Annotated in this window: 19 protein-coding genes; 8 read left to right on the top strand and 11 right to left on the bottom strand. The window is 64.6% G+C overall.

What is annotated here, in order from left to right; translation table 11 throughout:
- Nucleotide 1: 1 nt before the first annotated feature.
- The 5 genes from CH294_RS07720 to CH294_RS07700 are packed head-to-tail and all read right to left on the bottom strand — an operon-like array spanning nucleotide 2 to nucleotide 5509.
- Nucleotides 2-997, bottom strand: coding sequence for an oligopeptide/dipeptide ABC transporter ATP-binding protein (locus CH294_RS07720; RefSeq protein WP_032405205.1), 996 nt, complete (start codon nucleotides 995-997; stop codon nucleotides 2-4).
- The gene (locus CH294_RS07715; protein ID WP_094737530.1) at nucleotides 990-2009 is read right to left on the bottom strand and encodes an ABC transporter ATP-binding protein; all 1020 of its coding nucleotides are present in this window, start codon (nucleotides 2007-2009) and stop codon (nucleotides 990-992) included. Before CH294_RS07715 ends, CH294_RS07720 begins: the two co-directional genes overlap by 8 nt.
- Nucleotides 2006-2992 (bottom strand): ABC transporter permease, encoded by a 987-nt coding sequence (locus CH294_RS07710; protein ID WP_094737529.1) that lies wholly within the window; start codon nucleotides 2990-2992, stop codon nucleotides 2006-2008. The genes CH294_RS07715 and CH294_RS07710 overlap by 4 nt, the downstream gene beginning before the upstream one ends.
- A gap of 8 nt (nucleotides 2993-3000) precedes the next feature.
- Nucleotides 3001-3930, bottom strand: coding sequence for an ABC transporter permease (locus CH294_RS07705; protein ID WP_032377499.1), 930 nt, complete (start codon nucleotides 3928-3930; stop codon nucleotides 3001-3003).
- Nucleotide 3931: 1 nt separating this feature from the next.
- Nucleotides 3932-5509, bottom strand: a complete 1578-nt coding sequence (locus CH294_RS07700; RefSeq protein WP_032405208.1) for an ABC transporter substrate-binding protein — start codon at nucleotides 5507-5509, stop codon at nucleotides 3932-3934.
- A gap of 338 nt (nucleotides 5510-5847) precedes the next feature.
- Here CH294_RS07700 and CH294_RS07695 point away from each other — a divergent pair, with 338 nt between their 5' ends.
- Together CH294_RS07695 and CH294_RS07690 are read left to right on the top strand one after the other, a co-directional pair.
- On the top strand, nucleotides 5848-6843 hold the full coding sequence (locus CH294_RS07695; RefSeq protein WP_170944626.1) for a 2-hydroxyacid dehydrogenase: 996 nt from the start codon (nucleotides 5848-5850) through the stop codon (nucleotides 6841-6843).
- Nucleotides 6840-7235, top strand: coding sequence for a universal stress protein (locus CH294_RS07690; protein ID WP_032405209.1), 396 nt, complete (start codon nucleotides 6840-6842; stop codon nucleotides 7233-7235). The genes CH294_RS07695 and CH294_RS07690 overlap by 4 nt, the downstream gene beginning before the upstream one ends.
- A 3-nt stretch (nucleotides 7236-7238) precedes the next feature.
- Here CH294_RS07690 and CH294_RS07685 read toward each other — a convergent pair whose 3' ends face one another.
- Nucleotides 7239-8132 (bottom strand): LysR substrate-binding domain-containing protein, encoded by an 894-nt coding sequence (locus CH294_RS07685; RefSeq protein WP_032405210.1) that lies wholly within the window; start codon nucleotides 8130-8132, stop codon nucleotides 7239-7241.
- A 170-nt stretch (nucleotides 8133-8302) separates the two neighbouring features.
- Between CH294_RS07685 and CH294_RS07680 the strand changes: the two genes are divergently transcribed.
- Both CH294_RS07680 and CH294_RS07675 read left to right on the top strand, forming a co-directional pair.
- On the top strand, nucleotides 8303-9811 hold the full coding sequence (locus CH294_RS07680) for a SulP family inorganic anion transporter (RefSeq protein WP_037147392.1): 1509 nt from the start codon (nucleotides 8303-8305) through the stop codon (nucleotides 9809-9811).
- Between the two features lie 34 nt (nucleotides 9812-9845).
- Nucleotides 9846-10253 carry a MerR family transcriptional regulator gene (locus tag CH294_RS07675; protein ID WP_094737528.1) on the top strand — a complete coding sequence of 136 codons (408 nt, stop codon included), beginning with the start codon at nucleotides 9846-9848 and terminating at the stop codon, nucleotides 10251-10253.
- Nucleotides 10254-10261: 8 nt separating this feature from the next.
- On the opposite strand, the gene CH294_RS07670 is transcribed toward CH294_RS07675, so the two are convergent.
- The 3 genes from CH294_RS07670 to CH294_RS07660 form a co-directional block, all read right to left on the bottom strand.
- A complete protein-coding gene (locus CH294_RS07670; protein ID WP_094737527.1) occupies nucleotides 10262-11518 on the bottom strand; it encodes a lipase family protein in 1257 nt (418 codons plus the stop codon).
- A gap of 214 nt (nucleotides 11519-11732) precedes the next feature.
- On the bottom strand, nucleotides 11733-13442 hold the full coding sequence (locus tag CH294_RS07665; protein ID WP_249305134.1) for a ribonuclease J: 1710 nt from the start codon (nucleotides 13440-13442) through the stop codon (nucleotides 11733-11735).
- A gap of 119 nt (nucleotides 13443-13561) precedes the next feature.
- Nucleotides 13562-14491, bottom strand: a complete 930-nt coding sequence (locus CH294_RS07660) for a serine/threonine dehydratase (RefSeq protein ID WP_094737525.1) — start codon at nucleotides 14489-14491, stop codon at nucleotides 13562-13564.
- Between the two features lie 73 nt (nucleotides 14492-14564).
- On the opposite strand from CH294_RS07660, the gene CH294_RS07655 reads away from it, so the two are divergent.
- From CH294_RS07655 to CH294_RS07645, 3 genes are read left to right on the top strand one after another with little or no spacing between them, the layout of a single operon-like run.
- On the top strand, nucleotides 14565-16103 hold the full coding sequence (locus tag CH294_RS07655; RefSeq protein ID WP_249305132.1) for an NAD(P)/FAD-dependent oxidoreductase: 1539 nt from the start codon (nucleotides 14565-14567) through the stop codon (nucleotides 16101-16103).
- Nucleotides 16100-16945: an SDR family NAD(P)-dependent oxidoreductase gene (locus CH294_RS07650; RefSeq protein ID WP_094737524.1), complete on the top strand. Its 846-nt coding sequence runs from the start codon at nucleotides 16100-16102 to the stop codon at nucleotides 16943-16945. The genes CH294_RS07655 and CH294_RS07650 overlap by 4 nt, the downstream gene beginning before the upstream one ends.
- Nucleotides 16942-17613 carry a TetR/AcrR family transcriptional regulator gene (locus CH294_RS07645; protein WP_094737523.1) on the top strand — a complete coding sequence of 224 codons (672 nt, stop codon included), beginning with the start codon at nucleotides 16942-16944 and terminating at the stop codon, nucleotides 17611-17613. Before CH294_RS07650 ends, CH294_RS07645 begins: the two co-directional genes overlap by 4 nt.
- On the opposite strand, the gene CH294_RS07640 is transcribed toward CH294_RS07645, so the two are convergent.
- On the bottom strand, nucleotides 17610-18536 hold the full coding sequence (locus tag CH294_RS07640; RefSeq protein WP_094737566.1) for an alpha/beta hydrolase: 927 nt from the start codon (nucleotides 18534-18536) through the stop codon (nucleotides 17610-17612). The genes CH294_RS07645 and CH294_RS07640 overlap by 4 nt on opposite strands.
- An 81-nt stretch (nucleotides 18537-18617) precedes the next feature.
- Here CH294_RS07640 and CH294_RS07635 point away from each other — a divergent pair, with 81 nt between their 5' ends.
- Nucleotides 18618-19166 (top strand): TetR/AcrR family transcriptional regulator, encoded by a 549-nt coding sequence (locus tag CH294_RS07635; protein WP_094737522.1) that lies wholly within the window; start codon nucleotides 18618-18620, stop codon nucleotides 19164-19166.
- Between the two features lies 1 nt (nucleotide 19167).
- On the opposite strand, the gene CH294_RS07630 is transcribed toward CH294_RS07635, so the two are convergent.
- Nucleotides 19168-20115 carry a GGDEF domain-containing protein gene (locus CH294_RS07630; RefSeq protein WP_094737521.1) on the bottom strand — a complete coding sequence of 316 codons (948 nt, stop codon included), beginning with the start codon at nucleotides 20113-20115 and terminating at the stop codon, nucleotides 19168-19170.
- Nucleotides 20116-20123: the final 8 nt, after the last annotated feature.

Raw genomic sequence — 20123 nt, 5'->3', positions numbered from 1 at the left:
ATCACGTCCCGGCAGCGACGAGGCCGAGATTGCCTGCGGCGAGTGGATAGTGGCATTCGGCGATGTGATCGGCCTCGTCGGCGTCGAGCGCCACCGGGGGTGCCTCACTGGCGCACAATTCGGTTGCCTTCCAGCAGCGTGTGCGGAACCGGCATCCCGAGGGTGGGTTCAGCGGTGACGGAACCTCGCCCTTCAACAGGATCTTCGTCCCACGGGTCGACGCGTCGAGGGTGGGTGCGGCCGACATCAACGCCGCTGTGTACGGGTGCGCGGGACGCTCGAATACTGCTTCGGTAGCGCCGGATTCGACGATACGGCCCAGGTACATCACCGCAACACGGTCGGCGACGTGCCGAACGACCGACAGATCGTGCGAGATGAACACGTAGGAGATGCCGAGTTGCTTCTGTAGGTCGTTGAGCAGGTTGAGCACCTGCGCCTGGACCGAGAGGTCGAGTGCGGAGACAGGTTCGTCGCAGATGATCACATCGGGGTTCAATGCCAGGGCCCGAGCGATGCCGAGGCGTTGGCGTTGACCGCCGGAGAATTCCTGCGGGAATCGATTCTCGTCGCTCGGTCGAAGGCCCACCAGATGCAGCAGCTCACGCACTCGGGCGGAGCGGTCGCGGCGAGTCTTGTAGAGGCTCTTGTGGGTTCGCCACGGCTCGCCGATGATGTCCCCGGCCGTCATCCTCGAGTTCAACGAACCGTAGGGGTCCTGGAACACCATCTGTACTCGTCGACGCCACGCGAGGAGTTCCTTGCCGCGCAGAGCGAAGGGATCGATGCCGTCGAAGGCGACGGTGCCCGAGTCGGGCCTTTCGAGCATCATCAGGGTGCGCGCGAGAGTGGACTTACCGCAACCGGATTCGCCCACGAGTCCGAGGGTTTCACCGCGTCGCAGATCCAGGTCGATGGCGTCGAGGGCGCGGAGCTTGCCGCGGCCGACGTCGAAGGTCTTGTTCAGGCCGCGCACGGTCAGCAGTTGCTCAGACATGGCTGGTTACCTCGTTCGGGAAGTGGCAGGCCGACATCCGGCCGTTGCCGACGGATTCGAGCGGAGGGCGAGTGCTGATGCAGATCTCGCGGGCCAGGGGGCAGCGGGCCTGATAGACGCACCCGTCGGGGATGGAATGCAGATCCGGCGGGGTGCCGCCGATCGACTTCAGATCTTCACCGCGGACGGCGTGTACAGGCACCGAGTCCAGCAAGCCCTTGGTGTACGGGTGGCGCGGTTCACCGAACACTTCGGACACCGGTCCGGTTTCGACGACGTTGCCCGCGTACATGATCGCGACCCGGTCGGCCTCCTCGGCCACCAGGGCGAGGTCGTGGGTGATGAGCACGACGGCCATGTCGTGTTCGGTACGCAATTCCTTCAGCAGAGCCATGATCTGGGCCTGCACCGTGACGTCGAGCGCCGTGGTGGGTTCGTCGGCGAGCAGTACCGACGGGCTCAGTGCCACGGCCATTGCGATCAGCAGGCGTTGACGCATCCCGCCGGAGAACTGGTGCGGGTACGAGTCGGCGCGTGATTCCGGCTCGGGGATGCCCACGCGGGCCATGAGTGCAATAGCTTCCACCCGAGCCTGTTTCGCCGACATGCCGCGATGGATCCGAAAAGGCTCGGCCAGTTGAGTTCCCACGGTGTAGACGGGATTGAGTGCGGTCAGTGCATCCTGGAATACGATAGCCAGTTCGGTGGCCGCGATGGTGCGTCGCACTTTGGTCTTGGCGGTCACCAGGTCCACCTCACCCAGCTCGACCGAACCGCCCGTGATGTCGGCGATCGGCTCGAGCAACCCGACGATGGCCTGTGCCGTCATCGACTTGCCGCAGCCCGATTCACCGAGCAGAGCGAGGGTTTCACCGCGGCGGGCGCTGAAGGTGACGTTGTCGACGGCGCGAATGACACCGGACGGCGTCCGCAGATCGACGGTCAGTCCGCGTACGTCCAGGGCGACGCTGCCGGTGTCCGGTCGCTGTGGTGCAGTTGCCGGTGCGCTCATGAGACGACCTTTCGTACGGGGAGCAGGCGGGACCGCTTGGAGCGGGGGACATTGAGTCGCCAGCGCTGCGCCGGGTCGGTGGCGATGCGCGCCCAGGCGGCGAGCACGGTGGCCGAGACCGTCGTCAGCACGATGGCCAGGCCGGGGAAGAACGAGAGCCACCACGCGGTCTGCAGGTAGGTACGGCCCTGCGAGACCATCAGGCCCCACGAGACGTCGGGTGGCTGAATGCCGATGCCCAGGAAGCTCAGTGACGATTCGGCGAGAATGACGAAGCAGAAGTCCAGGGTGGCGACGGTGAGCAGGGTCGGCAGCAGAATCGGGGCCACGTGGCGTCGGATCACCGATCCGCTCTTCGCGCCGAACGTACGGGCGGCATCCACGAACAGCCGACTCTGCAGTTCGGCGGACTCGGCGCGGGCGGTACGCAGGTAGATGGGGATACGCGTGACCGTCAGGACCAGAACGATGTTCGCGGCACTGGGCGAGAAGACGTAGAGCACCACGACGGCCATCAGCAGCGACGGAAAGCTGAGGATGACATCGGCGACGCGCATCGCCGCGGTCTCGCGCCAACCGCGATGGAAACCGGCCCACATCCCGATGAACGAGCCGATGATCGCCGAGAGGATCACCGCCGGAATGGCCACCGACAGTGTGGTTCTGCTGGCCACGATCAACCGGGCCAACATGCTGCGCCCCAGCGGATCTGTGCCGAGGATGTTCATCCAACCGGTGTCGAGGGTGAACGGCGGCAGGTTGGAGCGGTCGAGGTCCTGATCGGTAGCAGCGTCACCGACCAACATCGGGCCGAAGATCGCGGTGAGGAAGACCAGCACCAGGATCGCCGCGGCGACGGTGGCGACCCTGTCGCGCAGGAGCAGCTTCCACAGCGGGGCCGATGCCTTGCGGGCTTCCACCGGAACCGGCGGCGGAACATCCTCGGGCTCGGATGTTTTCGGTGCTTCGAAGTCGAGTGACATGTTGTTACCTAGACCTTCACCTTGTCGCGAACCCGGGCGTCGAGCAATGCATAGCAGGCATCGATGACGATGTTGAGCACGAATATGCTCACCGCCGTCAACAGCACGGCCGCCTGCAGAACGGCGAAGTCGCGCTGCAGGATGGCGTCGATCATCAGTTTTCCGATGCCGGGCCAGCCGAAGATGGCCTCGACGACCACCGCGCCGTTGACGAGGCCGACCATCAGGTCGCCTGCGACGGTCAGGGCCGGTGCGGCAGCGTTGCGCAGAGCGTGGTGGGTGACGACCCGAAGATCTCCTGCCCCTTTGCTTCTCGCGAGCCGAACGTACGGTGCCGACAATGCCGAGACCATCGCACCCCGCACCACCTGTGTCAGTACTCCGAGCGGGCGAATGAGCAGCGTGGCGATCGGCAACACCCAGGAGAGCATTCCGCTGTCCACGCCCGAGGTGGGCAGCCAGCCGAACACGATGGCGAAGACGTAGACGCCCATGATGGCGAACCAGAAATCGGGGATGCTGGCCGCCGTCATCGACAGCAGGCTCGAGATGCGGTCGGCCAGCGAGTTCGGTCGGTACGCAGCCCAGCAGCCGATGATCACGGCGCCGAGGATGGCGAGGAACATCGTCGCGAAGGCGAGCTGCAGCGTTGCGGGGAAGGCGCGCAATGCCATTGCCGACGCGTCCTCACCGGTACGGAGCGACTGCCCGAAGTCGAGTTGCACGACACCCTTGAAGTAGTCCAACAGCTGAGTCAGCACCGGCTGATCGAAGCCGTTGGTGGCGCGGAAGGCCTCGCGCTGCGCCTGGGTGGCCGACTCGGGCAGGTACAGGCTGGTGGGGTCGCCGGTGAGACGAGCGAGGAAGAACACGCCCAGCAGGACGACGAACAGTGGGATCAGGCTGGTGTAGATCCGTCGGCGCAGAAATCTGAACATGTCAGGGCCTCTCGGTATCGGCGCGCGTCATCGCGGCCAGGTGCATTTCGTCGACCGTGGCGGAGTCCGGCGTGTAGTCGACCGAGGCGGCCTTGGCGAGCACCCCGTTCATGTGCGCGATGTACGCCATCTGCATGATGTCCTTCGGTTCGTCCGCGAACACCTGGGCGTACGCGGCCTGCCTGTCTTCTCCGGTGAGGGCACCGGCAGCAGCGATCTCCTTGTCGAAGTCCGCTGTGCCGTAGGCACTCTGGAATCCGTCACTGGTGAAGTACTGGTCGACGGTGAAGGCCGAGTCGCCGGCCTGATTGCCGTGCTGAATCACCAGTAGATACGGCCCGACGTCCGGGAACGGGCGTTCCTGGTATTCGGCGGTACCTGCGGCGTCCATCATCTCGATCTTGACGTTCATGCCGATCTTGGACAGCGAGTTCTGGATGACCTCCACTGTCTCGTTGATCTTGGGGAACTGTCCGGTACGTCCGATCAGACGGATCTCGGTGTCCACCGGTACCCCGTCTGCCCGTGCCTCGTCGATGAGCGTGCGGGCCTGGTCCATGTCGTAGGGCCACGGCGTCAGGTCCTCGTTGAATCCCACGACACCCTCGGAGATGAGTTGCGCTGCAGGCGAGCCGAGTCCGCGGAAGAGTGCTTTGACGATGCCGTCGCGGTTGATCGCGTAGTTGATCGCCTGCCGCACCCGGATATCGTCGAGTGGCGGTTGAGCGGCCTGGATGCGCAGCGCCGTTGTTTCGTTGTTGGGGTATGCCACGCCGAGGTCGCCCGCACCGTCCTCCGGTCCGACCGACGTGGCGATCTCGGCCTCGCCGTTGGTCACCATCGATGCGCGAACGCTGCCCTCACTGCGCCACTGGTACTCGGCCCTGGCGTATTCGGGCTTTGGTCCCCAGTAGGTCTCGTTTCTCACCAGCGAGAGCTTCTGGCCGTAGTCCCAGCGCTCGATCGCGAACGGTCCCGTTCCGATGGGCTCTCGTACCCGCTCGGTGTAGCTGGCTGTGCGCGGAACCATTTCCACGAACGAGAGGCGCAGCGGAAGGATGGGGTCGGGTTCCGGCGACTGCACGGTCAGCGTCATCGGGTCGACGGCCGTGACAACCAGGTTCGCATCGCCGAACACGTACCCCTCGACGTTGCAGCCCAGTTCCGAATTGACCGTGCGGTCGATGGAGAACGCGGCGTCCTCGGCTTCGAAGGGGCTCCCGTCGCTGAACGTCACGCCGGGGTGGATGGCGAACGTCCACTCGGTATCGGAGGTTTGTTCCCAGGAGTCGGCGAGCTTGGGTTCGAGATCGCCGGTGCTGGGGTTGCGCTCCATGAGCGGCTCGGTGATGTTCGAGCGAGTGACGACTCCGACCGAGGTGAGCGAGACGTCGCAGGCTTCGAGGGTCGGAGGTTCCTGGGGCAGGACGATGCGCAGAGTATCTGCGCGGGCGGCTCCACCGTTGTTGGAATTGGCGACGGTGCAGCCGCTGGCGATCAGTGAAAGTGACAGTGCGCCAACAGCAATTGCGGCGACGCGGTGGGTCCGTCCCTGCTGCACGAAGAGTGCAGGGCTCATGGTGGCCTCCAGTGGGAAAAGGATCCGCGTCTGCGAGTTGCAGCCGAATCTGTGACGGTAGACACACGGTATGAGCGGGCTGTCTTCATCGTCAACCGGACGAAATGCCCTTTCCGGCCAGTTTTGTGGGTCACAAGGGCGGCTTTGATGAGGCCTGAATCACACCTGTAGTGAGCTGACCAGGCCGGATACGAGGAAGACTGGACAAGCGTGTATCGGCAATGCGTCGTTCATGCCGTTTGGGTATCGGTCCATGTTATTTCCGTGTTGGACAGGTATTCGAGGAGCGGCATACCGTACAGGAAACGCGCACGTTCCACCATCTCGCGAGGAGAACAATGGTCACCGTCAGCTCGCAGAGTTCCTCTGTGTCTCAACCGGATTCGCAACAGGGCGGTCGAGTGCTCCGAGTCGGACCGCTCAAGCCGTCGCTGATGGACACGTTGATCACCGAGTACGACGCGCTGGAACTGCCCGAAGGGGATGGTCGCGACGAATTCCTCGATGCGCACGGCGAATCGATCACCGCAGTGGTGACCTCCGGCCGCACCGGCGTCGATGCCGCGTTGATGGAGCGATTGCCGCAGCTCGGAGCCGTGGTGAACTTCGGCGTCGGATACGACACCACCGATGTCGACGCCGCAGCAGATCGCGGCATCGCCGTCAGCAACACCCCCGACGTCTTGACCGACTGTGTGGCGGACCTCGCGGTCGGTCTGGTGATCGACACCATGCGTGGGCTGTCCTCCGCCGAGAGGTTCGTGCGTGCCGGCCGATGGCCAGCCGAGGGCAACACGCCGCTGACGCGCCAGGTCACCGGCAAGCGCGTCGGAATCATCGGCCTCGGGCGCATCGGCTCGGCAATTGCCGATCGGCTCAACGGTTTTCGCTGCGAGATCTCCTACCACAATCGCAACGAGATCGACGGTTCGCCCTACGTCTACGCGGCCAGTCCGACAGCGCTTGCGGAGAACGTCGACGTACTGATCATCGCCGCGTCGGGCGGCTCGGGAACTGCGCATCTGGTCGACCGCGCCGTGCTCGAAGCGCTGGGACCGCAGGGCTATTTGATCAACGTGGCGCGCGGAAGCGTCGTCGACGAGGAGGCGTTGATCGAGTTGCTCGCCGCCGGGCAGTTGGCCGGTGCCGGCCTGGACGTGTTCGCCCACGAACCGAACGTGCCCGGCGCCCTGCTGACGATGGACAACGTGGTGCTGTTGCCGCACGTGGGCAGCGGGACGGTGGAGACGCGGGCCGCGATGGAAGCCCTCACGCTCGAGAACCTCGATCGCTTCCTTGCCGACGGCACCCTCGTCACGCCGGTGACGAAGTGACCGTCGTCGTCGGCTATTCGCCGACCACCGAAGGAAAAGGCGCGCTGCCCTTCGCTTTTCGCGAGGCGCACATGCGTGGAACGGATCTGATCATTGTCGCCGAGGACAACAGCGCAGCCGACGCCGAGTTCGGTGCCACCGTCGAATCGGCTCGCGAAGAGACCTCGGCGCTCGGTGTCACGACGAAAATCCACGACAACGAGGCCGGTCGCTCGCACGCCGACAATCTGATCGACCTGTCGTTCGACGAACAGACACAACTGGTCGTCATCGGCATCCGCCGCCGATCGCCCGTGGGAAAGTTGTTCATGGGCAGCATCTCTCAGCGCGTTCTCCTCGAGGCACACTGCCCGGTGACGGCCGTCAAGCCGCCGGTGGGGACGCCGCGGTAGCCCTCACGACCACTCCCGCGCCGGTAGCACATCGGTCATGAAGCGGTGCAGTGCCGGGTTGTCGTTGTCCACTCGCCAGGCCGCGTCGAGCTCGACGGGGCGTTCCTTGACAGTCCGAACCGGCCGGAACACAACACCTTCCGGCCGCATGGTCGACGCCGACTCCGGCACCAATGCCAATCCGATGCCGGAACGAACGAGCACCAGCATCGTGTGCACCTGGGTTACGTACTGCACGTAGCGCGGGGACACCCCGACGATGGTGAAGGTGCTGATCAGCAGTTCGTGGAAGTACCGCGCATCTACGGGTGAGTACATGATGATCGGCTGCTCGTCGAAGTCCTCCACCGACAGTTCGTCCTTCTCGGCCAGCGGGTGATGCTCGGGCATCGCTGCGATCAACGACTCGTGCAGCACCGGCCGAGACGCGATGCCCGGTCGCTTGAGTGGTGGCCTGGCCAATCCGAGATCCAGATCGCCGACGGCCAACGATTCCATCTGTACCGCCGAGACCATCTCGCGCAGCACGAGTTTCACGTCCGGCAGCTTCTCGCGCGCGGCGTCGAGCAGCTGCGGGAGAACTGCATGCGCCGACGCGCCGGTGAATCCGACGACGACCGTCCCCAGGTCGCCGGTAGGGACCCGTCGCACAGTGAGCAGTGCGCCCTCGGCGAGGTCGAGGATGCGTCGGGCCTCGGGTAGGAAGGCCAACCCCGCGGCCGTCAGGGTCACCGACCGGCTCGTGCGGTCGATCAGCTGCACACCGACTTCGCTCTCGAGCTGTTGAATCTGCCTGCTCAGGGGCGGCTGCGTCATGTGCAGCCGCTCGGCTGCGCGGCCGAAGTGCAGTTCCTCGGCGACGGCGATGAAGCAGGACAGCCTGTTGAGCGAGAACATCGATTCATTCCTTGCATCGCACGGCGAGTTTCGTGGGCCCTTTACGTATAAATCTAGCGCACGAGCTTCAGCAAGACGATTGACAACCTTCTCTCCGGTAAGAGTAGAGTTGCCCGCGGAGTGGACGCCGTACCTGTCGCAGTCCCTCGCGCCCATCGAACGGAGTTGTCGTGTCTCGAGCTGCCCAGGTGCCTGTCACCGCCGTCGAAGACGTCTCGGTGCTGGGTGCGTTGCGCTCGCCGAGGCGACTCAAGACCGAGGTTCTGGCGGGCCTGGTGGTGGCTTTGGCGTTGATTCCGGAAGCCATTTCGTTCTCGATCATCGCCGGGGTCGACCCGCGTGTCGGGCTGTTCGCGTCGTTCACCATGGCCGTCACCATTTCCATCGTCGGTGGACGACCGGCGATGATCTCGGCGGCCACCGGAGCGATTGCCCTGGTCGTCGCCCCGTTGGCGCGTGAATACGGCCTCGACTACCTCATCGCGGCGGTGATTCTCGGCGGAGTACTGCAGGTTGTGCTCAGCGTGCTCGGCGTCGCCAAACTGATGCGGTTCATTCCGCGCAGCGTCATGGTGGGATTCGTCAATGCGCTGGCAATTCTGATCTTCACCTCGCAGGTTCCGTATCTGATCGGGGTGCCGTGGTTGGTCTACCCGATGGTTGCCGTGGGGCTGCTCATCATGTTCTTCCTGCCCAAGCTCACCACCGTCGTGCCGGCACCGCTGATCGCCATCGTGATACTGACGGCCGTCACCCTCGTCTTCGCGCTGGCGGTGCCGGATGTGGGTGACGAAGGCGAACTGCCGTCCTCGCTGCCGTCCTTCCTGATCCCGAATGTGCCGTTCACCGTCGAAACGCTGAGCATCATCGCACCGTTCGCGCTGGCCATCGCCCTCGTCGGGCTGCTCGAATCGCTGATGACGGCCAAGCTCGTCGACGACATCACCGATTCGCATTCCAACAAGACCCGCGAGGGCTGGGGCCAGGGCGTGGCGAATCTGGTCACCGGATTCACCGGCGGCATGGGCGGCTGCGCGATGATCGGCCAGACCATGATCAACGTCAAGGTCTCCGGTGCCCGCACTCGAATCTCGACGTTTCTCGCCGGTGTCTTCCTACTGATCCTGGTGGTCGGTCTCGGCGACATCGTCGCGCTCATTCCGATGGCCGCGCTCGTCGCGGTGATGATCATGGTCTCCGTCGGAACCTTCGACTGGCACAGCATCAACCCGAAAACGTTGCGGCGCATGCCCAAGAGCGAGACCCTCGTCATGGTGGCCACCGTCGCGGTCACCGTCGTCACCCACAACCTCGCGTACGGCGTGCTCGTCGGAGTGATCACCGCGATGGTGCTGTTCGCTCGCAGGGTCGCCCATCTGACCGAGGTGGTCGACGTGGCTCATCCCGACGAGGACACCCGCGTCTACGCAGTGAAGGGCGAGTTGTTCTTCGCGTCGAGCAACGATCTGATCTATCAATTCGACTACGTCGGAGATCCGAAGAACATCGTCATCGACATGTCCGAGTCGCACATCTGGGACGCATCCACCGTGGCGACCCTTGATGCCATCACCACCAAGTACGCGGCCAAGGGAAAGACGGTGGAGATCGTCGGTTTGAACGCGCCGTCGACCGAGCGGCACGATCGTCTCAGTGGAAACCTGGGCGGCGAGCACTGACTAGGGTGGTTGGTCGGGCGAAGAGAGGCGGCACATGGCAGACGACGGCATACACATGCAGATCGGGCAGGTAGCTCAGAAAACCGAGCTGTCCATCCGCACCGTCCGTCACTACGACGATGTAGGCCTGGTCACGCCCTCTGCCCGCTCCGCAGGCGGATTTCGGTTGTACACCGAGACCGACGTCGAACGCTTGCTCGTCATTCGCCGAATGAAGCCGCTCGACTTCACGTTGGCCGAGATGAAGCAGCTACTGGAATCCCTCGACATTCTGGGCGCCGAGAACGCGACCGACGACGCGAGGTCGTCGGCCGCGGCTTTCGTTCGTGACTGTCATACCAAGGCCGAGGACAGCTGCCGCACGTTGCGGCGGCAGCTCGCCTACGCAGAAGAGCTCACCGAGGTGTTGTCGACTCGCGGAGCCGCAGCCCGGAGCGAGTAGGTTCGGCTCTAGCGGCCGAAGCTACTGCATCCGGGTCGAACCGGAATTCCCGCGAGGCGGTCGTCCAACCACGCGAACGCAGCGGGAGCTCCGCTGCCGGCAACGATGCTGTGCTCACCCAGGTATTCCTCGAGGCGGACGTCGGCTCCGCGTGAACACCACTTGTCGAACACGGCCTCGGGACCTTCCTTCGGAATCCAGAACTCCTGCTGTCCGTGATACAGGAACACCGGTGCCGTCGGAGTTCCGCCGTCTCCCAATCGATTCTGATCGGCAACCGCGAGCGCCAGCGGCGAATTGAACGCATCGGGAGTGATGGACAGTGACTCGATACGGATCGGAGCAACGATTCCGAGCGGTGCAATCCCGACGATGCACAGGTCCTTCGACGCCTGTGCGAGCCGCCACCCGTCGTCGTTGTAGAGCGACAGCATCTCCGGGTACTCGCGCGCAACGCCCATCGCTGCCGCGAGGAACACCGCCGACGCTGCGTTGCCGTTCATGGACTGACGTAGCAGCGCGAAGTCGGTGGGCGTTCCGCCGAACGCTGCGCCGACAATGTTCAGTTCGGGGGCGTAGGCCGGAGCCTCCTGCACGGCCCAGCCCGATGCGATCGCCCCACCCGAGTAGCCCGTAATACCCAGGGGCGCAGTCGGATCGAGGCCGACCGCGGCGGTCGTGACCGCGCCGCGCAGACCGTCGAGTACGGCGTGCGCCGCCATCGGTCCGACGGCGTACGCATGGCGTGGCCCCTGATGGTCGGTGACGACGACGGCGTAGCCCCGCGCCAGAAGCAGCTGCACGGGTGCCAATTCCGGAGCGATGCCGCGTTGCATGGTCCACGATGGCTCACACGTGGCACCGAGCGAATCGATGGCCATGTTGTAGGCAACAACAGGGCGCGGACCGGGCGAGGTCCAGGGCGCAGTCGGGACGATGACGCTGGTGACGATGGCAGCGGGGCGGTCCTTCGCGTCGGTCGAGGCGACCAGCAGTTGGGTGGTGGTGACCGGGGTGACCAGTGGTCCGACGGTGACGCTGCGGGTTCGCAGAACTGTTCCGGGAGCGGCCGTTTCGTATCCGGGCGGCGGAACGACCCACGGATCGTCGAGCGGTGTCGCGGCGATCGATTCGGCGGTGCGCGGCGGATTCTGTACATCGCCGAGTGGATCGGCCCCCGCCGACCATTGCCCGCCCGACACCACCAGTGAAACCGCAGCGACCACCGCCGCATACCGACAGCCGAACTTCGCGTACTTCCCCATCGAGACCCCCCGGTCGAAGTTCCGGATCGTTACCGGAGCTTTCCAAACGACTCTAGGGGCCGGAACCATCTACAGGGGCCGAACGCAAAATTTTCTCGGATACGGCGGGGACCGGCGACCCGGTACGACAAGCTGGCCTTGGGGTACCGGGCAGGATCCGTTCTACGCGCGGCTTTCCTGTGGTCACGTCACCTCGCCACCGACAAGACATGCTCTAGCCGTCGACGACCACCGGGACGATGAGGGGCTGACGGCCCAGGGTCTGCTTGGCCCACCGGGCAGATTCCTGGACGATGCGCTTCTCGATGTGCTCTCGCGAGGCAACGTTGACGTCGCTCTCGCGGGTCAGAGTCTTACCGATCGCCTTGGCCAACGAGTCGAAAGCGTTGGCCTCGTGCGCGAACCCGCGTCCGATGAAGTCGACGTCGTCGACCAGCAGGCCGGTGTCTGGATCCACGATCGCGATGACGGTCAGCACGCCCTCGTTCGCGAGCAAGCGACGCTCGGCCAGCGAATCCTCGGTAACCCCACCGACGGCACTGCCATCGACATAGATCAGTTCGATGGGGACGGAGCCGGTGATCTGCGCGACGCCGTCGAACAGGTCGATGACGCTTCCGTTCTCGGCGATCAACACTCGATCGCGGGGAACGCCGGTCCTGATTGCGAGATCGGCGTTGGCGCGCAGATGTCGCGACTCACCGTGTACGGGAAGCACATTGGCAGGTTCGAGGATGTTGTAGCAGTAGACCAACTCGCCCGCACTGGCGTGACCGGAGACGTGCACCTTCGCATTTCCCTTGTGCACCACGCGTGCACCCTTGTCGACGAGACCGTTGATGACGCGGTAGATCGCGTTCTCGTTTCCGGGGATCAGGCTGCTGGCCATCAGCACGGTGTCGCCGTCGCCCACCTTGATCTGATGCTCACCCGAGGCCATCCGCGACAGCGCAGCCAGGGGCTCGCCCTGAGATCCGGTGCAGATCAGCGTGATCTTGTTGGCCGGAAGCCTGTTGAGCTTCGGTAGGTCCACGACGAGCCCGTCGGGCACATCGAGGTAATTCAGATCGGTCGCAATCTTCATGTTGCGCACCATCGATCGGCCCACGAACGCAACCTTGCGGCCCTGCGCATGCGCGGCGTCGAGCACCTGTTGAATGCGGTGCACGTGACTGGCGAAGCTCGAGACGATCACGCGCCCCGTCGTTTCACGGAACACCTTCTCGATGGCCGGGACCAGATCGCGTTCCGAGACCATGAACCCAGGCACTTCGGCGTTGGTCGAGTCGACGAGGAGGAGATCGAGCCCTTCCTCGCCGAGGCGTGCGAAGCTCCGGAGATCGGTGATCCGGCCGTCCAGCGGGAACTGGTCCATCTTGAAGTCGCCGGTGTGCAGCACCAGCCCGGCGTCGGTGCGAATGGCGATGGCCAGACCGTCGGGGATCGAGTGGTTGACGGCGATGAACTCGAGCTCGAACGGGCCTTCCTGACGGGTTTGCCCCGCTTCGACCTCGATCAGCTTTGTCGAGACCTTGAACTCTTCGAACTTGGCAGCCAGGAAGTGCAGTGTCAGACGTGACGAGATGACTGGGATGTCGCCGCGCTCGCGCAGCAGATAGGGGACGCCGCCGATGTGGTCCTCGTGTCCGTGGGTGAGGACGATCGCAACGACGTCGTCGAGACGGTCGCGGATGCAACTCCAGTCGGGGAGGATGACGTCGACGCCGGGCTGGTGCTCTTCGGGGAACAGGACGCCGCAGTCGACGATGAGCAGCTTTCCGTCGTATTCGAACACGGTCATGTTCCGGCCGATCTCGCCGAGACCGCCGGTTGCGATCACGCGAAGGTGCCCTGCCTGGAGCGCGGAGGAGGATCGCTTTCTCGGAGCGGCGGGGGATCTGCGGTTACGTGGTGATCGCGACATGCCTCTTACGCTACGGGGGGTTGTTCACCTGGTCTCGACCCCGGTCCGATGATGTGCATATTGTTCCCCGTCGAGGGTGTGCTGCCCGGTGCCTACCGGCTTCGGCTTGTCGGCTCGTGTCAACCCAGGTCGGAGGGATCGGAGTTCGCTCCGCAGAGGATGATTGCGACTTTCTCGCCGGGTTTCGGTTCGAATCTTTTGGCTCTGATCGCAGCGACCGCTGCCGCAGCCGCATGCTCGACGACGAGCCGCCGCGAATCCCACAGATGTTGTCGCGCTTCGACGATGGCGGCGTCGTCGACGAGAACGGAGATGGTGTCCGACGCCGCGGCCGCAGTCAGAGCGAGCGGCGTGACCCGGCGCGCGCCCAGGGAATCTGCGGCAATCGAATCCACCGGTACGTCGACAGGGAAGCCCGCCTCCAGCCCCGCTGCGAAGGCTCGACACTTCTCGGGTTCGACGGCCACCACCCGAACATCTCGTTGCGCCGCGACAGTCGCGATGCCGGCGAACAGTCCGCCTCCACCGACCGAGACCACGACGGTATCGAACGCGTCGGCGGTCAGCATGTCGAGCAGGAGAGTTCCGGCACCCGCAGCGATCAGCGGGTTGTCGTAGGCATGGGAGGCGAGAGCTCCGGTGTGCGCGGCGTAGTCCATCGAGGCCTCGAACGCCTCCGCGTATTCGGTCCCGACGGCTCGAACGTCTGCGCCGAGGGCGATCAGTTTCGCTTTCTTGAACTCGGGCACCGTGGCGGGCACGAACACGGTCGCGGGCACGCGGTACTTCGTCGCCGCCCACGCACAGGCCAACCCTGCGTTTCCTCCCGAGGCGATCACGATCCCCGCGTCGGGCATCGTTCCCGCCTCCCGGTGCGCGGTGACGAAGTTGACGGCTCCGCGTGCCTTGAACGTTCCCGTGTGCTGCATGAACTCGGCCGCGTACAGCAGGTCCGGGGGCTCGGCCGCGATCATCGTGACCGGTCTGACGGTGCCGGCAATACGTGATTGGGCGTCGACGACGTCGTCGTACGTGATCGCAAGAGGCACTCACCCATTGTGGCCCTCTCACGTGAACGTCCGCCGAAGCCATTGCGGAATCACGCGTCATCACTTTAAAGTGATGACACGCATCATCGGATTGCGTCTCGTGCGGGAGGGGTTCGTCAGCATGCATATTCACACCGTGGTGATCATCGGCAGCGGCTTCGGTGGCCAGTGCGCAGCGAAGGCATTGCTCGATCGAGGCATCGACGACCTCGTCGTTCTGGAGAGACGATCCTTCATGGGTGGCACGTGGAAGCAGAATCGCTACCCGGGCGCAGCCGTCGACGTGCAGAGTCCGGTGTACTCGATCGCGTCCGAACCGTTCGAGTGGACGCGCATGTTCGCCGAACGCGAGGAGCTCGAGCGGTACACCGACCATGTGCTCGAATCCAACGGTCTGCCGGCGCGGACGCATGTCGACACCGACGTCCAGAAGATCGAATGGGCCGGAGACCACTGGACCATCACCACCTCGCGGGGCGACTACGCGGCGAAGTTCGTCGTCAACGCGTCGGGACCACTCAGTACGCCCGTCATACCGCCGTTTCCCGGCCGAGAGAAGTTCCAGGGCACCCAGTTCCACACCAACGACTGGCACACCGACTACGACCACGCAGGCAAGCGAGTGGCGATCGTCGGCAGCGGTGCCAGTGCCGCGCAGGTGATTCCCGCGATCCAACCCGACGTGGCGCAGCTGCACGTCTTCCAGCGCACCCCGCACTGGGTGATGCCACGTCACGATCGCGAATTCACGCCGCTGCAGCGCAGGCTGCTGAAGTTGGAACCGATCCGCAGGCTGGTCCGTGCCGGGATCTACTGGAGTCTCGAAACTCGTATCCTCGGCTTCAAGTACTCACGGACGATGTTGAAGGCGGTGGCGCAGCGAACTGCGGTGAAGCACATCGAGTCTCAGGTTCCGGATCCCGAGCTTCGAGCGAAGGTCACCCCGGACTACGTCATCGGGTGCAAGCGGGTTCTGCTGTCCAACACGCTCTATCCCGCGCTGGGGCAGGCGAACGTCACCCTGCACGACAAGAACGACGGCATCGCGGAGATCACCGAAACCGGCATCGTCACCACCACCGGCGAACACGTCGACGTCGATCTGCTGGTGTGGTCCACCGGATACGACGCGACCGACGGCGTCATCTCGTACCCGGTGATCGGCCGGGACGGCCGAGCGCTGTCCGAGGTCTGGGATCCGTACCCGCGCGCCTACCTCGGCACCACGATTCCCGGCTTTCCCAACCTGTTCGTCGTCACCGGACCGAACACCGGAATCGGTCACACCTCCGCGATCTTCCTCATCGAGGCGCAGATGGAATACATCGTGCGGGCCATCGACGCCGTCCGACAGGTGGGTGCGACCGCCATCGAGGTCACCGCTGCCGCCGAGCAGGAGTACACCGACACCATCCACCGCGAGATGGAAGGCACCGTCTGGAAGGACGGCGGCTGCCACAGCTGGTACCAATCGAAATCCGGGCACGTCGTTGCCATGTTCCCGGGATTCAGCTTCACGTTCCGCCGCTGGGCCAAGCGTTTTCGGCCGGAAGCCCATCACATCCACCGGTCATCCACCGAGGTGACGACGAAGGACGAGGTCTCGGCATGAGCAAGCACACCGGGCAGGTAGCGCTGATCACCGGCGCGGCAGGCGGAATCGGTTCCGCCGTGGCGACCGCACTGCATCGACGCGGCGCCTCGATCGTTCTCGTCGACATGGCGTCGACCGACCTCGAGGCCGTGGCGGCGAAGCTGGGCAACCAACGCGTGGCGATCGCCTATGCCGACGTCACCGCGCGGGAGCAGCTCGACGCGGCCGTCGCCGTCGCGATCGACACGTTCGGCAAGCTCGATGTCGTGATGGCCAACGCCGGAATCTCCAGCGGTGCACAGGCATCGACCGTTCGATCGATCGAGGACGGCGTGTTCGAGCGGGTCATCGGCGTCAACCTGATCGGCGTGTGGAACACGGTGCGTGCCGCCCTTCCGCACATCGTCGAGTCCGGAGGCTACGTGCTACTCACCTCCTCTACCTACGCGTACCTCAACGGCCTGGCGAATGCGCCCTATGCGGCATCGAAGGCGGCGGTCGAACAGCTCGGCCGTGCTCTGCGTACGGAACTGGCCGGCACGAAAGCGACGGCGGGAGTGCTGTATCCGGGATGGGTCGCGACGCCGATCGCCGAGGTCGCGTTCGGCGGCGACGACGTAGCGACGGCCATGACCGCCCGCGCCTTCCCCACACCGCTGCTCCGCCCGATCACCCCCGACAAGCTCGCCCGCGTGGCTGTGCGAGGTATCGGACGGCGAGCTCCGCGAATCGCCGTGCCCGGTCGCTGGATTCCGATCTCGATATTGCGCGGCATCGTCAACCCGATCATGGACGCCACGATGGAGCGGGACGCCGAATTGATCCGGCTCACTGCCGAACTGGATGCCCGACGGTCATGAGCACAGTGTCCGAAGCAGCCGGCCGCGCCTACGGCGGTGAGAGCGCGGCCGACCGCGACGACCGCAGGCGGCGGCAGCTGCTGGATGCGGGACTGCGGGTGTTCGGCAGTATCGGGTATCGAGCCGCGACCGTGCGCGGACTGTGCCGCGAGGCCAAGATCGCCGATCGGCACTTCTACCAGTACTTCGACAAGACCGAGGATCTCTTGCTCGCGGTGTACGCGGAATGTATTGCACACCTGACCGACTCGGTGTCCGAGGCCATCGCGGAGGTGGATCCGGAGGGTGAGCTCAGTGCTGTCGCGCAGCAGTTGCTCGAACCGTTCTTTCGGGTGGTCGAGGACCCGCACCTCGCGCGGGTGGTGTGGATGGAGGTGCTCGGGGTGAGCCCTCGCGTGGAGCAGATGTACCTGACGGTGATGCAGCAATTCGGGACGCTGCTGCTCGGTTACCTCCGCACCTTCGCCGGCGACGTACCGTCGGGCCCCGATATGGATGTCGACCTGCTCGCGACCGCCGCCATCGGCGGCATCAGCCACACCGCAATGACGTGGTACCAGAGCGGCTACGCGGCCGAGCGCCGCGTGGTCGTCGCCACCATCGCCACCATGCTCGCCAATATCGTTGCGCCGCTGATGGACACGGAGTCCGAGAATCGAGAGACTTAGCGCACCGGCACAGTCTTCTTCAGGAACTCGAGCTGCTCTTCGACGATGATCGGAAACAACGGCTGCACGTACGGGTCGAAGTGACCACCCTTGTGGATGTGCACGGTCACGTCGGAAATCTTGCGTGCAACTTTTTCTGCCACTGCCGCCGGAGTGACGGCATCCTCGGACATGATCTGCATCAGCACCGGGCAGGTGATGTTCGACGCGGTCTTGCCCGGCGAGTACAGCCCGATACGCAGAAGGACCCGTGCGGCAACGGTTTCCGGGTAGTCCCCGGCCTTCAGTCCGGACTCGGCGAGGAGCAGGTCACGACCGGGCGCGGCGTCGGGGGTGGACATGACTGCGACATCCCCTGGGGAACCCACTGATTCGACGTATCGAGGGGAGCGTCCGAGCAGTGCTCGAACCTGGTCGACCACGGCAGACGGAGCAACTCGAACGGTGCGCCGAAGTCCGGTCGCGCGTACGGCTGCGAATCCGTCGACGTGCGGAACCTGTGCGATCACGGCGGCGAAATTCTCACCCGCACCTGCCCTGGTGAGCACGTGCCCGCCGGCGAAGGAGGTACCCCAACCGACGATGCGGGTGGAGTCGATGCCGTCCAGGGTCCGGGCGTACGCGACGGCGTTGGTCCAATCGACGAGCTGTTTGCCGATGTCGAGGAGCTGACGCGGCTGTCCGTCACTGTCGCCGAAATGGCGGTAGTCGAAGACGAGAACCGCGTAGCCGGCACGGGCGAACACCTCGGCGTAGGCATACAGGCGTACTGCGCGCGGGGTGCCGAATCCGTGGGCCATGACCACGGCCGGAGCGTCGACCGACGTGCCGGTCGGTCGATACACCGCGACGGCGCAACGGACTCCCTCCGAATCGAACCATTCGTCGCTACGGCGGTATTCGGGTTGCTGCTCGGCGCTCATACGGTCGTCCTCTTCCGGGTCCTTGATCGGCATTCAAGAAGCTAGCACTGTCTTGATTACCGATCAAGATACGATGGGTCGATGCCTCGTAACCGTCGACCGGTCGATCGCGCCGAGAAGCGCTCCGAGATCGTGAACGCTGCTCGGACGCTGTTCGTGAACGACGGCTACGAGCACACCCCGATGGGCCGGATCGCCGCCGCTGCCGGAGTGACGACGAATACGATCTACTGGTACTTCGGAGACAAGGACGAACTGCTTGTCGGCGTGCTCAACGACATTCATGCCGACGCACTGAACCGTTTCGCCGCGCTCGCGGGGCTCACAGTGAACGATCGGGTCCTCTGGGTGGTGAACGAGCTCGAGAAGTACCACCGACTGGTCGACACCGTTCACGCCCGTACGTCGACAGCCGCCTGTATCGACAAATGGCACAACGACTTTCATACCTTGTGGGAACACTGGATCGCCGCCGAGCTACGCAGCGAGGAGGTGGCCGACGCCGAGATCGAACCGACCACCCGCACGATCGTCTTCGTTGTCGAAGCGATGCTGACGCACCCGCAGGACGAGGCGTCGAAACGGGCGATCATCGACCTGCTGTTTCGCAAGGTCGGCGTCTCGAGTTGACCTACTCGTGGACGGTGGTTCGGTTGCGTCCCAGATTCTTGGACTCGTACAGCGCTCTGTCGGCGCGCGCGAGGGTGGCGCGGGCGGCTTCGCCGTCCTGCCGGCTCGCCACACCCACCGAAATCGTCACGTCCCTCGGTAGCTCCGTCCGAACGCGATCGACGGCGTCGCGTAGTTCGGCGGCTGTGCCCGTGATGCACAGCACCGTGAATTCATCGCCGCCCGAGCGGCTCAGTAGATACTGCGGGGGCAGGCAGTTGCGTAGCGCGGACGAGACGATCTCGAGTGCGCGATCACCTGCTGCATGACCGTGGTCGTCGTTGATCACCTTGAAGCGATCGATGTCCACCACCGCGATGGCGTCGATCTTTCCGCTCGCCACCGTTCCCGGCCGAGCGTCCAACTCGCGGGTGAGGCGCCGTCGATTCGCGAGCTGGGTGAGATGGTCGATCTCGGAAGTCGAGGCCACGCTCTGGACCCATGCCGCCGAGATCGCGATGGCGACGAGCACGAGTTGGGCGTTGATCACCAGGACGGGATGGATACCGCCGACGACGGCACCCAGGTACGCGACGTACAGGGCATTGAGAACGGTCGTCCGCCAGGCGATGCGGTTGGGCAGAACGATGAACGCCGGCGTCACCAGAAGCAACTGGAGGAAGACGCCGGACATGGCCGCGATCTCCCCGCCCGCCGCGGTGCAGAACAGGGCGATGCTCGTCAGACCGGACAGGTGCATCGCCAGGTAGAGGCGTCGAGACAGCACCGGTGCCGCCGCGATCATGTAGATACCCAGTGCGCACCATGCCACCGCCAGGACGAGCAACACAGTCGCCGCCCGAGGCGAAGCGCCGACGACGGTGACGACACCGACCAGCCCGCTGACGAGACAGTTGACCCCGGACGTCCGCGCGACCGGCGCAGGGGAATACTGCCAACCGCTGTTCACAGGACAAA

The sequence above is a fragment of the Rhodococcus sp. 14-2483-1-1 genome, from assembly GCF_002259335.1.
In the GTDB taxonomy this organism is placed as follows: domain Bacteria; phylum Actinomycetota; class Actinomycetes; order Mycobacteriales; family Mycobacteriaceae; genus Rhodococcoides.
Note: the sequence above shows the minus strand (reverse complement) of the source record. Positions and strands in the feature narration are given on the sequence as shown.